Below are 17,384 nucleotides of genomic sequence, written 5' to 3'. Positions count from 1 at the left end.
ACATGGTCTATCTGGACATTTAGCTCTACTATCCGACACTTCTTCATGCCGCTATAGATATAAATACTGCGACAAACCTCCTGCCCAACTCGGCCCTTCAAGATCCTGTGTCTATACTTTGGCGTCCATACAATGTGATACTGACAGCGATAGAAGACGTGCGATGCACTTTCATATCGGCTCATACTGCTTACTCCTTGATTTGCTGGTAACAAACCGAGTCAGTATGCAGTATGGGCACTCTTCGGGCTGAGCCCCGACTTGACGATCACCACCTCCATAGGAGGTGGTTTTGGGGTAACAATAAAAACCCGGGCATGCCCGGGTCTGTTGCGACTGGAATGCCTCAATCGGCCAGTAGCTGATCGGCAACAAAGGGGTTATTACGCCTTTCTTCACCAAAGCTCGACATAGGGCCGTGGCCGGGAATGAAATTGACCTGCTCGCCCAAAGGCCAGAGTTTGTAACGAATGGAGTCAATCAGCTGCTGATAGTTGGAGCCGGGAAAGTCAGTACGGCCTATAGAGCCACGGAAAAGGACATCTCCCACCCAAGCCAGGTTCTCTTCGCGGTCAAAGAAGATCACATGCCCGGGTGTATGCCCCGGACAGTGAAACACCTGCAATGCCTGCTCGCCCAAGATAACCTCTTCGCCATCTTCCAGATAGCGGTCAGCCTCGAAGGCGGCGCAGGCCGGGAAACCAAAGTTCTGGCTTTGGCGTGGCAGGTTCTCCAGCCAAAATTTATCGTCGATATGCGGGCCAATAATCTGCACGTCACATTCGGTGGCCAAAGCCTTGGCGGCACCAACATGATCTATGTGGCCGTGAGTCAAAAGAATATATTGCAACTGCAGGCCGTGCTGCGCCAGGGCATCCATGATGCGCTCATGGTTACCACCTGGATCTATCACAGCGGCTTTGCCACTCTTCTCACACCAGATGAGGCTGCAATTCTGCTGGAAAGGGGTCACTGGGATGATCTGGTATTTCATTACACACACTCGCAGGCTGTTATCGTTCCATGATCGATAGATCGTCTCGGTGCATGATCCATCAACCCTGCAACAGAAAAATTGATCCCGGGCAGGAAAGCGCCAGATAGGCGGCTTTTCTGGCGCCGGTTTGCAGCGCAGGGATTTTTGTATACAATTTTGAGCCATCCACTGTCAAGCCCAAGGCCCTACATGATAACAGACAGCCGTCTTGCTGGCATCCTGAGCCGCAAACACTTCTTCTCTCTGCCACTGGATTATCAGCATCCCACCGGGGAACAACTGCAAATTTTTGCCCGGGAGCTTATCGGCACCCAAGATAACGCCGCGACCCTGCCACTCTTGGTGTTCTTTCAGGGTGGCCCTGGCTTTGGTGCCGCCCGCCCCCTTGCCAATGGTGGCTGGATTAAAAGAGCACTCAAGGAGTATAGGGTACTCTTGTTGGATCAGCGCGGTACTGGTCTTTCAAGTCCGGTCAGCTTCAAGACGCTGGACGGCATGACGCCTGACGAGCAGGCCGAGTATCTGAGCCATTTTCGCGCCGACAACATCATCCGCGATGCCGAGGCGATTCGGGCGCAACTTAGTCCTGATACTCCCTGGAGCATTCTTGGTCAGAGTTTCGGTGGTTTTTGCGTACTCAGATACCTGAGCGCCGCACCGCAAGGACTCAAGGAAGCCTATATTACCGGCGGTATCCCTTCCCTTGAGCGCACCGCAGCCGAAGTTTACCGGGCAACTTATCAGCGCTTGCTGGCCAAAAACCAGGATTTCTTTGCCCGCTTCAAGGATGCCAAAGCCCTATTGGTCGAGCTCAGAGACTTTATCAATAACCATGATGCGCGCCTGGCTACAGGAGAGCGGCTGACCCAGGAAATGCTGCAACTTTTGGGGGTCAACTTAGGCATGGAGCAAGGGCCGGAGGCCGTCTACTATCTGCTGGAGCAAGCCTTGATAGATACCCCAAGTGGCAAGGCACTGAATCCTCTGTTTGAGGCGCAGTTCTGCCAAATGCTGGATTACAATACCAACCCACTGTTTGCCATCATGCACGAGTCCATCTACTGCCAGCAGCAAGCCGCCAACTGGGCTGCCCACAGGGTGCGAGCCGAATATCCGGCTTTTGCCCCGGACGCCAAAGAGCTGCTTTTCAGTGGTGAGATGATTTATCCCTGGATGTTCGAACAGTTTGCCAACCTCAAGCCGCTGAAAGCCTGCGCCGAATTGCTGGCCGCCAAAGCCGATTGGCCCTCACTCTATGACCCTAACATTCTCGCCAATAACCGTGTACCTGTCGCCGCTGCCATCTACAGCGAAGACATGTATGTCGAGCAGGCCTACAGCCTGGAAACCGCCGCCAGAGTCGGCAACCTCAAGTATTGGTTGACCTCTGAATATGAGCACAATGGCATACGCATGGATGGTGAGCGGATCCTCGATAAGCTGATTGCGCTCAATCGCGGCCAGGCGCTCAGGTGAATTCAGTTTGGGTTAATTTTAAAAGCGCACACTGAACTTGGTTCCACATCCATTGACGCTTTGCTTAAACGCTTGTTTCGGTGTCGTCCCGGTCTGCCCTTTTGGCAGACCTTTTTTTATCCAAAAAAAACCGCAGCCAAGGCTGCGGTGGAAATAACGGACTGGGTCCAATCCAAAGAATACAGGGAGACTCGAACCGCCGACTTAGCGCTTCATTGCTGGATAGGTGAACTCATGGCACTGATTGCAATAAACCTTGCTCTCTTTGTGCTCCTGATGGCAGTAAGTACATGGCAAGTCCGTGCCATAGTGCAGGCTGTCATGGGGGTTGGGTTCAACATCATGACCGGCGTTGGCCGGACGTGCTGTCTGCTTGGCAACATCTTCAGGAGTGCCGTGGCAGGCTTCACAGGCTGTCGCATCGGGAATGGTCTTGCGCTTGGCATCACCATGGCAGGCGGCGCAATCGACACGACCATTTTCAGCCGTCATGACTTCTTTGTGGTAGTCCTTGATCTTCATGGCGTTGGCCGCTCCAGGCAGCAACAAGGCGCAGGCTACAAGAACAGTGGATATCATCTTCAACATCTTGGGCTTCCTGTTGCGGGGCAGTAACCTGCCCCGCTCTTCTATCAGTAGTTGGCAATAAAGTCGTGTGACGCCTGAATGTCAGGAGTGAAAGGACGATCTTTGCTTACGAAAGGCACTTTCTGACGATAACCTTCATACATGGCACCTGTGGCTTTACCCTGCTTCAGGCTCTTGTCGTGCATCTTACGCAGATCGATAGCTTGAGTAGAGTGCAACAGCTCCAGACCATAGATGGTGTTGGTGTTGTCAACAATCTGGATCAGGTTGTCAGAAGCCAGTTTCAGGTTGGTGAACGTGTCTTCGATGTTACCGGCAATTTGGATACCATCGAATGAAACCGGGCTAGCCAGTTGCTTGTTACGCACCTGCATGTCAACGAAGGCTTTCTGGATAGCACCGAAAGCATGACCATTGTTTTCCGGACCGGCCAGGAAGCGGCTCAGACGGGTAAAGTGGGCATCAGACAGGTGGATAGTGCGCATTACACTGTTATGAGACACGTGAGTCAGGGCAGTGCTCAGGTTCTGTACCGCCAAGGCAACAGGCAGAGGCTCGAAGTTGGTGGTTGGGAACACACCACCCTTGCCTTCAACCATGTATTTGGCTACCTGAGGGAACTGGCTGTAGTCCTTGGATGCGCCCAGTACTACGGCTGGGTTATCGTCTGAGTGGTTGATCTGGATATCGATCACTTCGCCCAGATCCACCAGGGCTTTCTTGGCACTGGCCAGAGTGTAGGCTGTGGTGCGATAGCTCAGAGGATCCTGCAGCGGACGCTCATCATTCAGTTGCCACAGATAGCTGCCATCCAGTTGCGCCAGAATATCTTGAGTCGTTGCCTGAATATAAGGGAAAGGACGGATATCATTGGTTTGTGGCAGGAAAGGTGCCACGTTACCATTCAAACCTTCAAGGCTCAGACCGAATACGGTTGGAGACACTTCCAGCAGGTGCTTGGCATCCTGATAGCCCTTCATCGCATAGGCTACAGCCACTGCGTTGTTGGACAGGATAGACAGGGCATCTTTACCCATAGGCTCCAGCAAAGGAACTCCGGCATCGGCCATGGCTTCACGGCTGCTGACACGCTTGCCCTTGTAGAACACTTCCCACTCACCAATCATCGCCAGACCTACATGAGAGGCCAGCAGGATGTCGGCTTCACCCACAGTACCCTGTGAAGGAATGACAGGAGTAATACCCTTGTTCAGGTAGGCTTCGTAAAGGTCGGCAACCACAGGCTGAACCCCGGTTTGACCGGCCAGAATGGTGTTCAGACGCACGGCCAGAGCCACACGGGTCAGACGCACTGGCATAGGCTCGCCGACACCGGCACTGTGAGCGCGCAGCGTGCTGTAGTTGAAGCTACGGGAAGCATCCATAACGGCGGCACTCAGCTCACCATTGGCATCAAACAGCTTGTGGTCTTTATTCAGGCCCACACCTACGGTCAGACCATAAACCGGCTTACCCAGACGCGCAGCTTCCATCAGCAACTCGTGAGACTTAACCAGTTTGGTGCGTGCCTGAGCGGCTACTTTGACTTTGGCGCCATCGGCAATGGCCCAGGCTTGTTCCTGAGTCATGTGCTTGCCATCCAGAACCACTTGTTCCATTGCCAGAGCACTGCCTGACATCAGGCCCAGCGTCAGCGACGCCAGCATTAGAGATTTGTTCATCATCTTACTCCTTGTTATTGAATTTGTTACGCTTGCTTCAGTGCTACCGGCTTGGCAGCGGCACAGTTACGGCCAGCGTTACGGCCGGTGACAATACCTTCAGCCACAGCACAGGCACCGAGGCGGCTGGCACCGTGAATACCGCCGGTGGATTCACCGGCCGCATACAAGCCTGCAATCGGCTGGTTACTGACCAGATGCAGGACTTCAGAATTGGTATTAACCTTGACACCACCCATGCAGTAGTGAACTTTCGGCCACATACGCACCGCGTACCATGGGCCCTTGTCCAGCACTATGGCTTCCTGCATTGGACGACCAAACTCTTTGTCTTCACCGCTCTTGACCGCTTCGTTCCAGCGGGCCACCTGCGCCTTGAGCTTGTCGGCCGGCATACCATAGGCCTTGGCCAGTTCATCCAGAGTGTCGGCCTTGGTGATCACCTTGTACTTGATACCCCAATCCAGTGTCTGGGCATTCTTGGCACCTTCGGCATTGGTAAAGCCAATGGGATACACAGGGTTATTGTGCTCATCTCTGCGGGTCATGATGGCATCGGCACGCGCCTTACGGTCGGCCAGCTCATTAAAGAAACGCTCACCGGTGCGCACATCCACCACTATGCCGTGAGGATAAGTAGCAATGGTGTTGAACTGGGATGCAGTACCAAAACCTTTCTCATCGGGTGATGCCCATGGGCCCAGCTGAATTTGATCCAGATGGATAGGGTTGGCCCCCAGAAGCATCATCTGCTTCAGTGCTTCAGAGGTCGCACCCGGATGGTTGGTTGAGTCCAGGTCATTGTTCAGCTCAGGCAGTTGCATCATGCGATATTCGATATCCCGACCAAAGCCGCCGGTCGCCATGATCACCCCTTTGCGGGCACCTATGGTGCGTATCTTACCTGTCCGCTCCCGTGGGAAATAATAACCTTCACGAACCTCGACCCCGATCACGCGGCCTTCAGCATCACGGATAAAAGATTCGAGCTTTGTTTGATTTTTCATGATCACGCCTTTGGCGCGGGCAGCCTTGACCAGCGGACGTATGATACCGGCGCCGGAGCTTTCTACTGTCTGCAGTACCCGCTGCACACTGTGACCACCGAAATGCTGTACGAAAGGCTTCCACTTGACGCCGTAGTCAATCAGCCACTGGCAGGATTCTGCCGTGCCGTTACATACCAGCTTGAGCATTTCAACATCATTCATACCACGACCTGCGCGCAACATGTCGGCCACCATGGCATCTACTGAATCTTCAATACCGGCCTGCTTTTGCAACGGAGAACCGGCAACCGCCATGGCACCACCATTAATGGTTGAGTTGCCGCCAAAAACCGGCATCTTGTCGATAACCATTACGCTGACACCGGTTTCACGGGCCTGCAGGGCCGCAGCCATACCGGCAAAGCCACTGCCGACTACCAATACGTCTACCAGTTCATCAAAGGATTCCGGCGCCTGTTCGCGGCACTGGGCCATGGCACCACTGCTGACAGCCATCCCCACCCCGGTCACTGCCAGAGCGGCGCCGCCCTTGAGCAACTGACGACGACCACTGTCTATTTTCTGTTTTTCTGTCATGTACTTATTTTCCTTTCATGCAGGGAAAGAACTCAGTCAACCAGTTGCACTGGCCATGCCAACTAACCAAAAAGAGGTGCTCAGGGGGAGATTTATGATTACGGCCACAGAATCACGAAATATAAAGATCTACAATCACGAAACTTCGCGGTTTATTTGAAATATCAATGGAAAAACACTTTTATTACGAGTGTACCAGGCGGCTCTGCAGTAGCCTGCAGTTGGAAACCTCGCTTAAACACTACTTCGACTATGTACGTGACTCAGTGCCACTCGATGGCCTGTTCATTAATATTTATCGAAAAGAATTCAATGATATACAATTTATCGCCCAGGCCAGCGAAACGCAGGCAAGCACGCTTGATGTCCAGGTTTCCCTCCCAGAGGGACTGGCCAAAACGCTGGAAGATCCCGATAGGCCGAGGGTGAGGATTGTTAACGACATTGATCATGATCCCGTGACATCCCAGGTTGCCCCCAAGGTGATCCCCGGGATCCGCTCGCTGATCATTTTACGTATGTCGATGGAAGATACCCATTTGGGCATAGTAGGCTTTTACTCCAAGAGTGCCGGCACCTTCCGCCCCCGACACGCAGATATGTTGGCGCCGCAGATGAGTACCTTTGCCCTGATCACTGCTCTCAATCTCAGAGGTCGTAATCTGCTGCTGGAAAATCAGGCGCTGGCCAAACAAAACGTTAGCCTCAAACGCACGCTGGATGTGCAAAACGGTGTGGTCGGTGCCAACTCGGGGCTGAAACAGGTGATGCAACAAGTGCAATCCATCGCCCATCTCAACACCACAGTACTGATGCTGGGGGAAACCGGTTGCGGAAAAGAGGTGATTGCCAACGCCATTCATGAACTCTCGGCCAGGGCCGGAAAACCCTTTGTCAAAGTCAACTGCGGCGCCATTCCCGAGACCCTTATCGACTCAGAGCTGTTCGGTTATGAGAAAGGCGCCTTTACCGGCGCCGAATCGCGCAAGGCCGGTTATTTTGAACAGGCCAACGGCGGCACCATCTTCCTCGATGAGATAGGTGAACTGCCACTCTCGGCTCAAGTGAGACTGCTGCGGGTACTGCAAAACAGCACCATTACCCGGGTCGGTGGCCATGAACAGGTACACCTGAACATCAGAGTGATAGCGGCAACCCACAGGCACCTGCAAGCCATGGTGCATCAGGGGGATTTTCGTGAGGATCTCTGGTATCGGCTGGCGGTATTCCCGATAGACATCCCCTCTTTACGCCAGCGGCGCACAGATATCCCTCTGTTGGTGCAGCATTTTATTGAACAGCTGAGTGCCCGATTCCAATTGCTCAAACTGCCCTGTATCCGCCCTGAGCAGTTGGCCATTCTCAGTCAGTACAATTGGCCCGGCAATGTCAGAGAGCTGATCAATGTGCTGGAGCGGGCCATCATTCAAAACCCGGCCGGACCACTGGACTTCAGTTTCCTGGCGCCACAAACCGAAGCCGTGGCCACCGCCAGCGGCCAGACCATAGTGGTCGACCCCAGCCATGCGGGCAATCAACTGGTACCGCTGGAAACCATGACCCGTAAATACATAGAGCACGCCCTTAAAGTGACCGGCGGCAAGCTCTACGGCCCCGGCGGCGCTGCCGAGCTGTTGGATATCAACCCCAATACTTTGCGCAGCAAGATGAAAAAACTGGGGATCGTTTAGAAACAGGACATAGCAAACGACTCTGGACAGGAGCAAGCTCATTCCGGCGGGGAAAAATAACATAAAAGGCCGAAAGTCATCACTTTCGGCCTTTTTATTGCACCTTGCTGCCGTTGCATCTTGTCGCATCAACGGGCTTGAAAGCGCATATACCAGTGGCGTTAAAACGCGTAGCGCAGCGAGAAGCTGTACTCAAGGCCATCGTTGGGTGCAGTGCCCCAACTCTTGTAGTGCGTCAGTTGCAGCTTGAGACTCAAGTCTTGCGCCAATGGGCCGGAAACAGCGGCAAACAATTGATGACCATAATCGTCGTCATAACCAAAGACAGCCGCATGCTCGCGGTCACGGCCAAAAGCCGCAGTATAATCCAAGTTCAGTTTCCAGCCCTTGGTGAGCACTGGCAAATCGTAATAACTGTTGCCATTGAGCACTACGCCGGATAATCCTGAGTAATCTTTATCGGTCAGATTAGACTGACTCACAGTATAATGCCCCGCCAACCCCAGGTTGAAACGCAGCGCGCCGCAGTCAAAATGCTGCTTCAAGCCGAGATAAAAATTGTCCTCGGTCAGGTGCTTATGGGTGCCGAGAAAGTTTTGCAGCCACAGGGCGGTACGCTCTTCGTTGAGCCGATAATGCCAAACCGTCAATGACTTGAAGGCGACCCGTTTATCTGCCACCCATTTACCGGGGTTTTCCACCTTGAGCATCTGATAAAAAGTATTGCGCTCGTCACGACTGAAATGACTGAGCGCGGCAAAGCTTTGGTTGAAAGCCCCGGGATTATCGTCACGGGTGGCACTCGTAAACCCCAGATAACCGGCCTCTATTTGAGTCGATGCGCCGGCATCAGTCGTACTAAAACCGCCAAGCAAAGTAACGGCCAACCCGATTATTTTACTATTGAGTTTCATCTTTTCCTTGTTCAATCAGAGTCTCCTTCACACCCTGGACTCATGTCCGTGATGGCATCTAGTTTCCCTTGCCCAATGCAATGGATAAGCTCGTGAATAAAGTAAAAAAAGGCCACCATAAGGTGGCCTGTGCAGGGAAATACAGGGAGCCCCTTAGAAGAAGTAACGGATACCTACCGCATAGTTGTTGTCCTGCAGATCTTCCCAGGACTTGTCATCCATGCTGCTGAAGTCAATCTTGGCTTCGGCATACATCACAGTGTCACGGCTGTAACGGTAGTGCAGACCCAGAACCGCAAACTGGCGGGTCCAATCGCCTTGGATGGCGGTGTTGGCATCTGTGTCCAGATCCTGATAGCTCAGCAACAGAGAAGGAACGAAGCCGTTGTCATACTGGTAAGCAAGGATGAATTCGCCGCCGGTGGAGTCGTACAGGCTGCCGCCAACCAGTTCGTTCTGCTTGCTCTTGTGAGCGTTGAAGCCCACGTACAGACCATCGGCGTCACGGCCTGGAGCATACTGGTAGAAGCTGCCGTACTGGGCACCGATACCGACGATCTGGTTGGTATCATCAACGGCAACACCGGCCAGGTTGCCTTCAAAGTCGCCACGGTTGAAACCGGCCAGAACCTTGAACTTATCGGTCACATAGTAAGTCACGCTGGCACCATAGCTGGAGTCAAAGCTCAGCTCGGAGCCATCGTTCAGAGCGGCGCCGTTTTCGTCAAACAGGGCAACATCGTCATTTTGCTTGGAAGCATACTGCAGGGCGATATGCAGCTTGCCGAAGAAGGTATTGCGATACTGGAAGGCAGCATCGGCACGACCGGCACCGGTCAGGCCACCGTCACCAAAGGTGTAGGCACCTACAGACCAACCTGTGAAGGCATTGAGCACGTCGGTAGTGTAAGCCACATCATAGTATGCACCCCACTGCTTACCGAAAGTCAGAGTACCCCACTTATCGTGAGCCATACCCACATAACCCAAGCGGTTGAACAAGAAGTCACTGTTCTTCTCGGCACGCATCTGACCGCCGCCCTGGCCTTGGGTGTAGATCAGGCCGTCATCGCTGGTCACCATGTTGATGCCCCACTCTGTGTGGGCAAAGGCACGCCAGCCGTTACGCTCCTGACGGTCAAAACGGAAACCTACGCGAGAGAAGTTATCAATAACAGAGGTTTCATGACCATCATTGAAGGCGGCAAAACCCAACCAACCTATCATGTTCACACTGTTGGTCTGATCGTTATACAGTTCCACAGCCTGAGAAGCGCCACTCGCCAGCATAGCCGGGATCATAAGTGCCAGGATCTTCTTGTTCATATTCATTACCCTTTTATAAGTAAAACGCGTTTAATACGCTGATTTATTAGACATATTTCTATGTGTTACTCGAGGGCTGCAGTTTGCGTGCCAGCTGTTAAAAAGCCAATCCCAACCCCTGGTTTCCTGAGCTGGATCGACAAATCGTGAAATATCGCGGTTGGCGGGCGTTAAATGCCGTGAGAAGAATTAAATATCGTTGTAACAAGCGAGCAGTTTATGCAGCAAAAGAGATGCATGCGTATCGACAAGAGCAGAGTCTACTGCCACACAGGCAAGAGTAATGGTTTGATTTTTATACGGTTAAAGCTGACTCGGTTCGAATCATCACGAATGCTTGATGTAACAAGAGTTGATAAAAAGGGGGGGATAAAACAAAGGCAAAACCACCGGGAATAGAAAATGAAATTGCTTTATTAAGATATTGATTTTATGAAACTTTAAATATACTCAGGCAAGATTTGCAACCCAAGCTAACTCTATTGCATTATGAAACAGTCAACCGCTGACACCTGGAGGGAATATGGAAAGCCTGCAACATCTGCCCGCCGAAATACTGCTGGGCATAGTCAATGAGAAACTGAGACTGCACTGCCCGGACAGAGATGCACTTTATTACGAACTTGACCTGTCACCTGCCCAGCTCGAGCATAAGCTCAGTGCACTGGGATACGAGTACCATGCCCTGTCCAACCAATACCGACGCTTGAAATAACCCCAAGTTCTCAGGACGTTGCGGACTGGGCTTTGGTTTTGCTCTTGGTCGCTGAGCGATAGCTGCGCTTGCCAGTTCCGGTCTTAACGCCAGTGCTCTTCTTGGTGCTTGTGCCCTTGGGGGCACCGGCCTTGCCGGCATAAGCGCCACTGCGACGTTTACGTCCTTTGAAGCCTGTACTTTTCACGCCACTCAAGGCCGTAGGCAGTTGTGCCTTGGCCTGCTCAATAAGCTCGCCCAGTTTAGCCGTCAAGGGTTGCATAAAGGCCTGATATTTAAGCTCACGGTGACAAATCGCATCCAGGCTACTTTCCCACAGCGCCGTCATATCCGGCGTGGTGGCCACTTCAGGCAGGCTTTGAATAAGCCCGCTACCGGCCTCGGTAGCCAAAATACTCTTGCCCTGACGTTTCAAAAAGCCGCGTTTAAACAAGAGTTCAATGATCCCGGCGCGGGTCGCTTCTGTGCCCAGACCATCGGTTTCCTTGAGAATTTTGCGGATCTCTGGGTCTTTCACATAGCGGCTTATTCCTGTCATCGCCGCCAGCAGTGTGGCATCGGTAAAATGCTTGGGGGCCTGGGTCATCTTCTCCACTAATTCACCCTTAAGGCAATCCAGTATCTGCCCCTGAGTCAGCTCAGGTAAGCTGGTTTGAATATCTTCCGCTTCATCGTCGGCTTTTTGTTTGCCAAACAATTGCTTCCAACCCTGTTTCAATGGCTGTTTGGCCTTGGCCATGAAGCAACCTCCGACAATGTCGATCACAGCTCGGGTTTCAAGGTACTCATAATTAGGGTAAAACTGCGCCAAATACTGACGGGCAATCTGCAAATACACCTGACGCTCACGCTGTGACAACACACCGAGGTTAGCCGTCTTTTCCGTAGGCACTATCGCGTGATGGGCGTCCACCTTGGCATCATTCCAGGCCTTGGACTTAAGGGCGGGATTGGGCGCTTCACAGCCTTGCAGCAGCTCTGCCGCCCCTTGGGTAATGGCATTCAAGACTGTCGGGGCCAGCTGTAACTGCGCCTTGGGCAGGTGACGACTATCGGAGCGCGGATAGGTTATCAATTTATGCCGTTCGTACAGGGACTGCGCCGTATCCAGCACCTCTTTAGCGCTCATACCGAAGCGTTTGGCGCAATCAATCTGCAGCGCAGACAGACTGTAGAGCAAAGGCGGTGCCTGGTGTCTTTGCTTGCGCTCCAGCTCGTCAACCCGGCCGGGTTGGCCGGTGATCCTGCCGACCACATTCATCGCCAAACCGCGGGAGAGCACCCGCCCCTCCTCATCCATCCAAGGTTGACAGGCCTCACTGGGCTGCCAACGGGCGCTGAAACAGCTCCCCTCTTGGGTGCTAAGATGGGCCAGTACTTCATAAAAAGGTTTGGGCACAAAGGCCACGATTTCCAGATCGCGCCGGACAACCAAACCAAGCACAGGGGTTTGCACCCGACCGACCGACAGCACACCCTGATAGCCCACCTTGCGCCCCTGCAAGGTATAGGCACGGGTCATATTCATGCCGTAGAGCCAATCGGCTCGGCTACGCGCCAGTGCCGAAGTCGACAATGGCACAAACTCGCGGTTGCTGCGCATCTGCCCCAGGGCGCGTTTTACCGCCTGCGGGTTGAGGTCGCTTATCAACAAGCGTTTAACCGCTGCCAACTTATCGCCCTTGACCCCAAGATGGGCAATCACTTCATCCACCAACAACTGCCCTTCCCGGTCAGGATCGCCGGCATTGACCAACTCACTGGCCTGCTTGACCAATTTACGCAAGACACTGAGTTGGCCGCGACTGCTGGCTTTGGGTTTAATCTGCCAATCGGACGGGACAATCGGCAGATGTTCCAACTGCCAGGACTTGTAGGCGGGATCGTAAGCATCCGGCTCAGCTTGCTCCAGCAGATGACCTATACACCAGGAAACACAATCACCGTTGCCAAGCTCGATATAGCCCTCATGTTTGCGATGGGGTTTGGGGAGCACCTCGGCGATGGCACGCCCAAGGCTGGGCTTTTCGGCGATATAGAGGATCATCCACTGCGTCCTTTGACTGTCACTGAACAGTATTACTGGATAAAATTACAGTAATTCTAGCCAAGTCATCTGTCGGCTGCAAACCCTCTGTGGGTAATGGCATGATTAACTAAGCTTGATTGGGCAAAGTTGATAGAACAAGGTGATTGAACAAGGCAACTAAACAATGCAACTAAACACAGCGCAGCTATCTATTTTCCTCCTCAAGCTCCGCCAGGAATTCTTCACTTACCCAGTCAGCCGTTTCGGGAAGGACTTCTTCTGACAACCAGGAAAAAATATCCTTGTACACGGCCCTGGCCGGAAAACCTTGCTGTTCGCGCTTTCCTGTCCAGGTTAAATGGACAGAGACCAGCTCTTTTTGTATTTCGCCGTCAATCACTTTAAACCCGGCCACGCTGTCATTGTCTTGCCGCCTGGCGATGGGATAGAAGTCCTCCCCGGTTTCTTTTTGGTATTCCATTCTCAGCCCGGGTCCGCCGGGTTCATCGATAAACCACCAAGGCATGAGTCCTGCAAATTTATGCGCTCTCAACCAGCAATACTCTATGGGTAACTGCATCTGCTTAATTCCTTATTGGCCCGACGCTCTGCCCCGGGGTAAAAGCAATTCACCTGGATTTACCATAGTGAAATCAATGGGTTATTTAAGTAAAATCATCCACTATTCAATTTGAAGTTAGGAGTATATCCGGATCATGTTGAAGTACATTGAGCAATTTCCCAAATGGATCTCTGATATAAAAGCGGCGCACCCCCCAAGGCTCTGAGATTGGCCCGTATTCAATCTCTATGTTTTGCGCTTTCAGCCGATGAAGCACCAAATCAAGATTGTCCACCTCAATAGAGAGATCTGGCACCGGCGTCCCTGAGCCGCCTTCGGTTGCCAAACTGATTTGAATTTTCATCTCTTCAGCTGAGCCAAGGGTTTTAATCCAGCCATGGTCCATAACCAGCTCAAGACCAAAAATCGATTCATAAAATACTTGGCCTGCGTCCAGGTCGGCAGCGGCCACATTGGCTACGATTCGTTTCACTTTCATCAAGCAAGTCTCCTGAAATCTGCTCAAGCCGGCAACGCCGCCGATACGAAAGAGCGAGTCTGTTTTTTAGCCTAACCATTCGCATGGCACCTGACCTTGCCGATAGCTTTGTTTTAAATAATCCAGAAACTTTGACTCCAAGCCCATGGTCCGAGCTTTCTCAATCAGCTCCAGGTCATCTGCGATATAACAGCATATCTCGTGGCAATTGGTCGCTTCGGACAATGTTATAAACAACGCTTTGCTATCAAATTTGTTATCCAAGCTGTTATCCAAGTGAGCATCAACCTCGCCTACTTGCTGATTTAAATGCACCCAAGCATTATCGAATGCCGCTTCATCCCTTTTATCCAGCAAGGCATCCAGCTCATCAGCGCGCTTTGAAAACAGATTTTCCAGTAACTTGTCCATAGTGTTGAATACAACCTTTCTCAGTATTTCCCTTTCTACCTTGCCGTAATCTATGCCCTATCAGCGGCTGAAATCAACCATGAAAGCCCGGCCGAGACTTTCCAGGCCAATAGCAAGCCCCTATTTTTCCGACAGTCAAAACCAAGTGTCCCACCTGCGGTCCTCCTTCAAAGCATTATTCGAAGATATCTTCACATACCCATGATTTAATTATGGAAATATTCATACCTCCATAAGCTCACTTTTCCATCACTCAGCGTAAATTCAATTGCGAACTATTCTTGTTTGCAATTAAAATGCAACATCTTTCAGGAGGCCAAATAATATGGAAACGTCCCCGCTGTTGTTGCGCTGTAACCAACTGCTTTGGTGTGAGGGATTGGTCTTGCTGGCAATCATGCTGGTATTGGCCAGTTTTGGGCTGGATGCCCGGCTGTTGATCCTGCTGTTGGCACCAGGCTTGGTGCTGTCTTTAGCCTTGGGATACCAACCCGGCAAGAAGACGCTCAGCCTGGTGTTTGCCTGCTGGATCCCTGTCTGGTGCCTCATTTAACCCCTTGAGTTGTTTAGGAGAATGTTATGCCCAAATCCATGGTTCGGATGAGCCTTGTCGCCGCTGCTGTCAGCAGTCAATTGCTGCTGATGGGGGCCGCCATGGCCGAAGAAACCCAGATGGAGCGCATGGTGGTCAGTGCCAACCGTACCCCTACCCAGATAAGCGAGCTCTCCAGCACGGTTTGGTTAATCGATGAAAACAGCATCCGCGAGCAGATAGACAGCGGCAAAGGCGTGAAAGAAATGCTGGCCGCCCTGGTTCCCTCCATGGACGTATCCAGCCAGGGCCGAACCAACTTTGGTCAGAACATGCGCGGCCGCGCCATGGTGGTGCTGATAGACGGCGTATCCATGAACACCTCCAGAGGGATCAGCCGCCAGTTGGACAGCATAGATCCCTTTAACATCGCCCGCATTGAAGTCTTGGCCGGCGCCTCAGCCCTCTATGGCGGTGGAGCTTTGGGCGGCGCTATCAATATAGTGACCAAAAAAGCCGCCGACAGCCAGGATACCTTTGAAGCCGAAGCAGGTTTCAAATCGGGTTTTAACGGCAGTGATGACTTGGATTACCGCGCCGCCTTTGCCGTGGCCGGAGGCAGTGATACCCTCAAGGGACGTTTCAGTGCCGCCTGGCAGAAAAATGGCCAATGGTTCGACGGCAGCGGCAATCAGGTGATGCCGGATATCACCCAAACCGGCATGCAGTACACCCAAGGTTATGATCTGATGGCCAATCTGGACTGGAGCCTACCAAACAATGCCACCCTCAGTGCCATGGTGCAGTTTTACAACAATGAGTCCGATGGCGACCACGGCCTCTATATGGGGGAAAACTTCAGCGGTGTCACCTCAGATGCTTCCCTGCTCGAAAGCCGCAAGGGATTGAATGCCGATCGCAGTCCCAAAACCGATCGTACCTTACTTAACCTCAGCTATACCCAGGCTGATTTTCTCGGCCAAACCTTGTACCTGCAAGGCTTTTATCGCAAGGAAGATCTCGACTTTCACCCCTTCCCTTACGTCAGTGAAACCCTCGGGGTTTACAACTTCTCGGCCTCGTCACAAAACACCGGCATTTATGGCCTGAAAGCCGTGTTGGAATCCAAGCCCAGCGACAGCCTCAAACTCACCTGGGGCATCGACTGGGACAAGGAGAGCTTCGACTCGGATCAGATGAGTTTTGATCTCGACGCCGCCAACCAGAGTGGCGGTTTGACCATGAAGGAGCTGTTTACCACAGGCCGATATGTCGACTTCAGTGTCGAGTCCATCGCAGCCTTCCTGCAGGGCAGCTGGGATATCAACGACTATCTGGTGCTCAACGCAGGTTATCGTTATCAGCAGATGGACAACAGCGTCGATGACTTTATCGGCTATAACCAACAGGTGGCGATTGCCCAAGGTAAGGCGCCGGGCGCCGATGTTATCAAGGGCGGCAGCACAGACTACCATGTCGGCCTGGTTAACCTGGGATTGGTGGCTAAACTGAGTCGGGATCAGCAACTGTGGCTTGCCTACTCACAGGGCTTTGAGCTGCCGGATCTGTCCAAATACTATGGTCGCGGCAGCTATCAGGCCAATGCCGATGGTTATCTGCAGCTGACCAACAGCATTAATATCAATGATTCCCGCCTCGATGGCATCAAGACCGACTCCTTTGAGCTGGGCTGGCGCTATCTGGCCGACCGTTGGCAGGCCCAGGCCAGTCTGTATTACGCCATCTCGGATAAGGTGATTGAGGTCAATCGCAGCGATCTGACCATAGAAGTCAAGGACAAGGATAAACGCACCTATGGCCTGGAAGCCCAGCTGAACTTCGATATCAGCAGCGCCTGGCAGGTGGGCAGCAACCTGCATCTGGTTCGCAGTGAAATCAAAAATGGCGCCGACTGGATTGATGAGACAGTCACCTATGCTTCACCTTCCAAGGCCACGGCCTTTATCGCCTGGCGCGGTGACAGCCAACAGTTAAGATTGCAGGCCGAGCACAGCTTCAGCGCCGACTCTGACTATCGCTTCAAGGCAAATGATGGCCAGAGAAGTGAGTTAGGCAGCTATACCACTTTGGATCTGCTCGGCTCCATCGAACTGGCAGTCGGCACCCTGAGCTATGGCATCGAAAACCTGCTTGATAAGGACTACAGCACCCTTTGGGGCCAGCGAGCCGCTTACTTCTACAGCCCGACTTACGGCCCGGAGAAGATGTTTGACTATCACGGCCGTGGCCGCACTTTTGCCATCAATTACCACCTGAGCTGGTAAATGACCTCAAAAAGCGTCGCCCCTGCGGCGCTTTTTCTCTTTTGCGCTTGTCAGCTCAGCTCGGATCCCTTAGTTTGTGGCGGCCAATTTA

16 protein-coding genes are annotated in these 17,384 nt (G+C 52.6%); 5 read left to right on the top strand and 11 right to left on the bottom strand.

Annotated elements, in window-relative coordinates; all coding sequences use genetic code 11:
* Nucleotides 1-185: IS200/IS605 family transposase (tnpA, locus tag N512_RS24170; protein WP_028781083.1), on the bottom strand; the 185-nt coding region annotated here is incomplete at its 3' end.
* A gap of 161 nt (nucleotides 186-346) precedes the next feature.
* A complete protein-coding gene (locus N512_RS0116990; protein WP_028781082.1) occupies nucleotides 347-994 on the bottom strand; it encodes an MBL fold metallo-hydrolase in 648 nt (215 codons plus the stop codon).
* 192 nt (nucleotides 995-1,186) lie between these two features.
* Between N512_RS0116990 and N512_RS0116980 the strand changes: the two genes are divergently transcribed.
* Complete coding sequence (locus tag N512_RS0116980) at nucleotides 1,187-2,473, top strand: alpha/beta fold hydrolase (protein ID WP_028781081.1); 1,287 nt, start codon at nucleotides 1,187-1,189, stop codon at nucleotides 2,471-2,473.
* A 204-nt stretch (nucleotides 2,474-2,677) separates the two neighbouring features.
* On the opposite strand, the gene N512_RS0116975 is transcribed toward N512_RS0116980, so the two are convergent.
* From N512_RS0116975 to N512_RS0116965, 3 genes are read right to left on the bottom strand one after another with little or no spacing between them, the layout of a single operon-like run.
* Nucleotides 2,678-3,061 (bottom strand): cytochrome c3 family protein, encoded by a 384-nt coding sequence (locus N512_RS0116975; protein ID WP_025010509.1) that lies wholly within the window; start codon nucleotides 3,059-3,061, stop codon nucleotides 2,678-2,680.
* A 44-nt stretch (nucleotides 3,062-3,105) separates the two neighbouring features.
* Nucleotides 3,106-4,743, bottom strand: coding sequence for an HAL/PAL/TAL family ammonia-lyase (locus N512_RS0116970; RefSeq protein WP_028781080.1), 1,638 nt, complete (start codon nucleotides 4,741-4,743; stop codon nucleotides 3,106-3,108).
* A 26-nt stretch (nucleotides 4,744-4,769) separates the two neighbouring features.
* Nucleotides 4,770-6,329, bottom strand: a complete 1,560-nt coding sequence (locus N512_RS0116965; RefSeq protein ID WP_028781079.1) for a flavocytochrome c — start codon at nucleotides 6,327-6,329, stop codon at nucleotides 4,770-4,772.
* 167 nt (nucleotides 6,330-6,496) lie between these two features.
* Between N512_RS0116965 and N512_RS0116960 the strand changes: the two genes are divergently transcribed.
* A complete protein-coding gene (locus N512_RS0116960; protein WP_028781078.1) occupies nucleotides 6,497-8,020 on the top strand; it encodes a sigma-54-dependent Fis family transcriptional regulator in 1,524 nt (507 codons plus the stop codon).
* Between the two features lie 161 nt (nucleotides 8,021-8,181).
* On the opposite strand, the gene N512_RS0116955 is transcribed toward N512_RS0116960, so the two are convergent.
* Both N512_RS0116955 and N512_RS0116950 read right to left on the bottom strand, forming a co-directional pair.
* Nucleotides 8,182-8,934, bottom strand: coding sequence for a hypothetical protein (locus N512_RS0116955; protein WP_197021468.1), 753 nt, complete (start codon nucleotides 8,932-8,934; stop codon nucleotides 8,182-8,184).
* Between the two features lie 153 nt (nucleotides 8,935-9,087).
* Entirely contained in the window at nucleotides 9,088-10,260 is a 1,173-nt protein-coding gene (locus N512_RS0116950) for a porin (RefSeq protein WP_025010504.1), read from the bottom strand.
* Between the two features lie 523 nt (nucleotides 10,261-10,783).
* Here N512_RS0116950 and N512_RS0116945 point away from each other — a divergent pair.
* On the top strand, nucleotides 10,784-10,975 hold the full coding sequence (locus N512_RS0116945) for a DUF4250 domain-containing protein (RefSeq protein ID WP_025889513.1): 192 nt from the start codon (nucleotides 10,784-10,786) through the stop codon (nucleotides 10,973-10,975).
* 10 nt (nucleotides 10,976-10,985) lie between these two features.
* Here N512_RS0116945 and N512_RS0116940 read toward each other — a convergent pair whose 3' ends face one another.
* The 4 genes from N512_RS0116940 to N512_RS0116925 all read right to left on the bottom strand — a co-directional run bounded on the left by N512_RS0116940 (nucleotide 10,986) and on the right by N512_RS0116925 (nucleotide 14,476).
* Nucleotides 10,986-13,022, bottom strand: a complete 2,037-nt coding sequence (locus tag N512_RS0116940; RefSeq protein WP_028781076.1) for a DNA topoisomerase III — start codon at nucleotides 13,020-13,022, stop codon at nucleotides 10,986-10,988.
* 187 nt (nucleotides 13,023-13,209) lie between these two features.
* Entirely contained in the window at nucleotides 13,210-13,584 is a 375-nt protein-coding gene (locus N512_RS0116935; RefSeq protein WP_028781075.1) for a hypothetical protein, read from the bottom strand.
* A gap of 106 nt (nucleotides 13,585-13,690) precedes the next feature.
* Nucleotides 13,691-14,065, bottom strand: a complete 375-nt coding sequence (locus N512_RS0116930) for a VOC family protein (RefSeq protein WP_028781074.1) — start codon at nucleotides 14,063-14,065, stop codon at nucleotides 13,691-13,693.
* A 66-nt stretch (nucleotides 14,066-14,131) separates the two neighbouring features.
* Nucleotides 14,132-14,476: a hypothetical protein gene (locus tag N512_RS0116925; RefSeq protein ID WP_028781073.1), complete on the bottom strand. Its 345-nt coding sequence runs from the start codon at nucleotides 14,474-14,476 to the stop codon at nucleotides 14,132-14,134.
* 325 nt (nucleotides 14,477-14,801) lie between these two features.
* On the opposite strand from N512_RS0116925, the gene N512_RS0116920 reads away from it, so the two are divergent.
* Nucleotides 14,802-15,029 carry a hypothetical protein gene (locus N512_RS0116920; RefSeq protein WP_025010500.1) on the top strand — a complete coding sequence of 76 codons (228 nt, stop codon included), beginning with the start codon at nucleotides 14,802-14,804 and terminating at the stop codon, nucleotides 15,027-15,029.
* Between the two features lie 26 nt (nucleotides 15,030-15,055).
* A complete protein-coding gene (locus N512_RS0116915; RefSeq protein ID WP_037475365.1) occupies nucleotides 15,056-17,293 on the top strand; it encodes a TonB-dependent receptor in 2,238 nt (745 codons plus the stop codon).
* Nucleotides 17,294-17,384: the final 91 nt, after the last annotated feature.

Source organism: Shewanella sp. 38A_GOM-205m (assembly GCF_000518445.1).
Taxonomy (GTDB): Bacteria; Pseudomonadota; Gammaproteobacteria; order Enterobacterales; family Shewanellaceae; genus Shewanella; species Shewanella algae.
This window is presented reverse-complemented; position numbering and strand designations above follow the sequence as displayed.

Excerpts from the sequence above, each read along its gene's own strand:
- N512_RS0116990 (WP_028781082.1), bottom strand. The coding sequence starts at position 994 with ATGAAATACCAGATCATCCCAGTGACCCCTTTCCAGCAGAATTGCAGC.
- N512_RS0116980 (WP_028781081.1), top strand. The coding sequence starts at position 1,187 with ATGATAACAGACAGCCGTCTTGCTGGCATCCTGAGCCGCAAACACTTC.
- N512_RS0116975 (WP_025010509.1), bottom strand. The coding sequence starts at position 3,061 with ATGTTGAAGATGATATCCACTGTTCTTGTAGCCTGCGCCTTGTTGCTG.
- N512_RS0116970 (WP_028781080.1), bottom strand. The coding sequence starts at position 4,743 with ATGAACAAATCTCTAATGCTGGCGTCGCTGACGCTGGGCCTGATGTCA.
- N512_RS0116965 (WP_028781079.1), bottom strand. The coding sequence starts at position 6,329 with ATGACAGAAAAACAGAAAATAGACAGTGGTCGTCGTCAGTTGCTCAAG.
- N512_RS0116960 (WP_028781078.1), top strand. The coding sequence starts at position 6,497 with ATGGAAAAACACTTTTATTACGAGTGTACCAGGCGGCTCTGCAGTAGC.
- N512_RS0116955 (WP_197021468.1), bottom strand. The coding sequence starts at position 8,934 with ATGAAACTCAATAGTAAAATAATCGGGTTGGCCGTTACTTTGCTTGGC.
- N512_RS0116950 (WP_025010504.1), bottom strand. The coding sequence starts at position 10,260 with ATGAACAAGAAGATCCTGGCACTTATGATCCCGGCTATGCTGGCGAGT.
- N512_RS0116945 (WP_025889513.1), top strand. The coding sequence starts at position 10,784 with ATGGAAAGCCTGCAACATCTGCCCGCCGAAATACTGCTGGGCATAGTC.
- N512_RS0116940 (WP_028781076.1), bottom strand. The coding sequence starts at position 13,022 with ATGATCCTCTATATCGCCGAAAAGCCCAGCCTTGGGCGTGCCATCGCC.
- N512_RS0116935 (WP_028781075.1), bottom strand. The coding sequence starts at position 13,584 with ATGCAGTTACCCATAGAGTATTGCTGGTTGAGAGCGCATAAATTTGCA.
- N512_RS0116930 (WP_028781074.1), bottom strand. The coding sequence starts at position 14,065 with ATGAAAGTGAAACGAATCGTAGCCAATGTGGCCGCTGCCGACCTGGAC.
- N512_RS0116925 (WP_028781073.1), bottom strand. The coding sequence starts at position 14,476 with ATGGACAAGTTACTGGAAAATCTGTTTTCAAAGCGCGCTGATGAGCTG.
- N512_RS0116920 (WP_025010500.1), top strand. The coding sequence starts at position 14,802 with ATGGAAACGTCCCCGCTGTTGTTGCGCTGTAACCAACTGCTTTGGTGT.
- N512_RS0116915 (WP_037475365.1), top strand. The coding sequence starts at position 15,056 with ATGCCCAAATCCATGGTTCGGATGAGCCTTGTCGCCGCTGCTGTCAGC.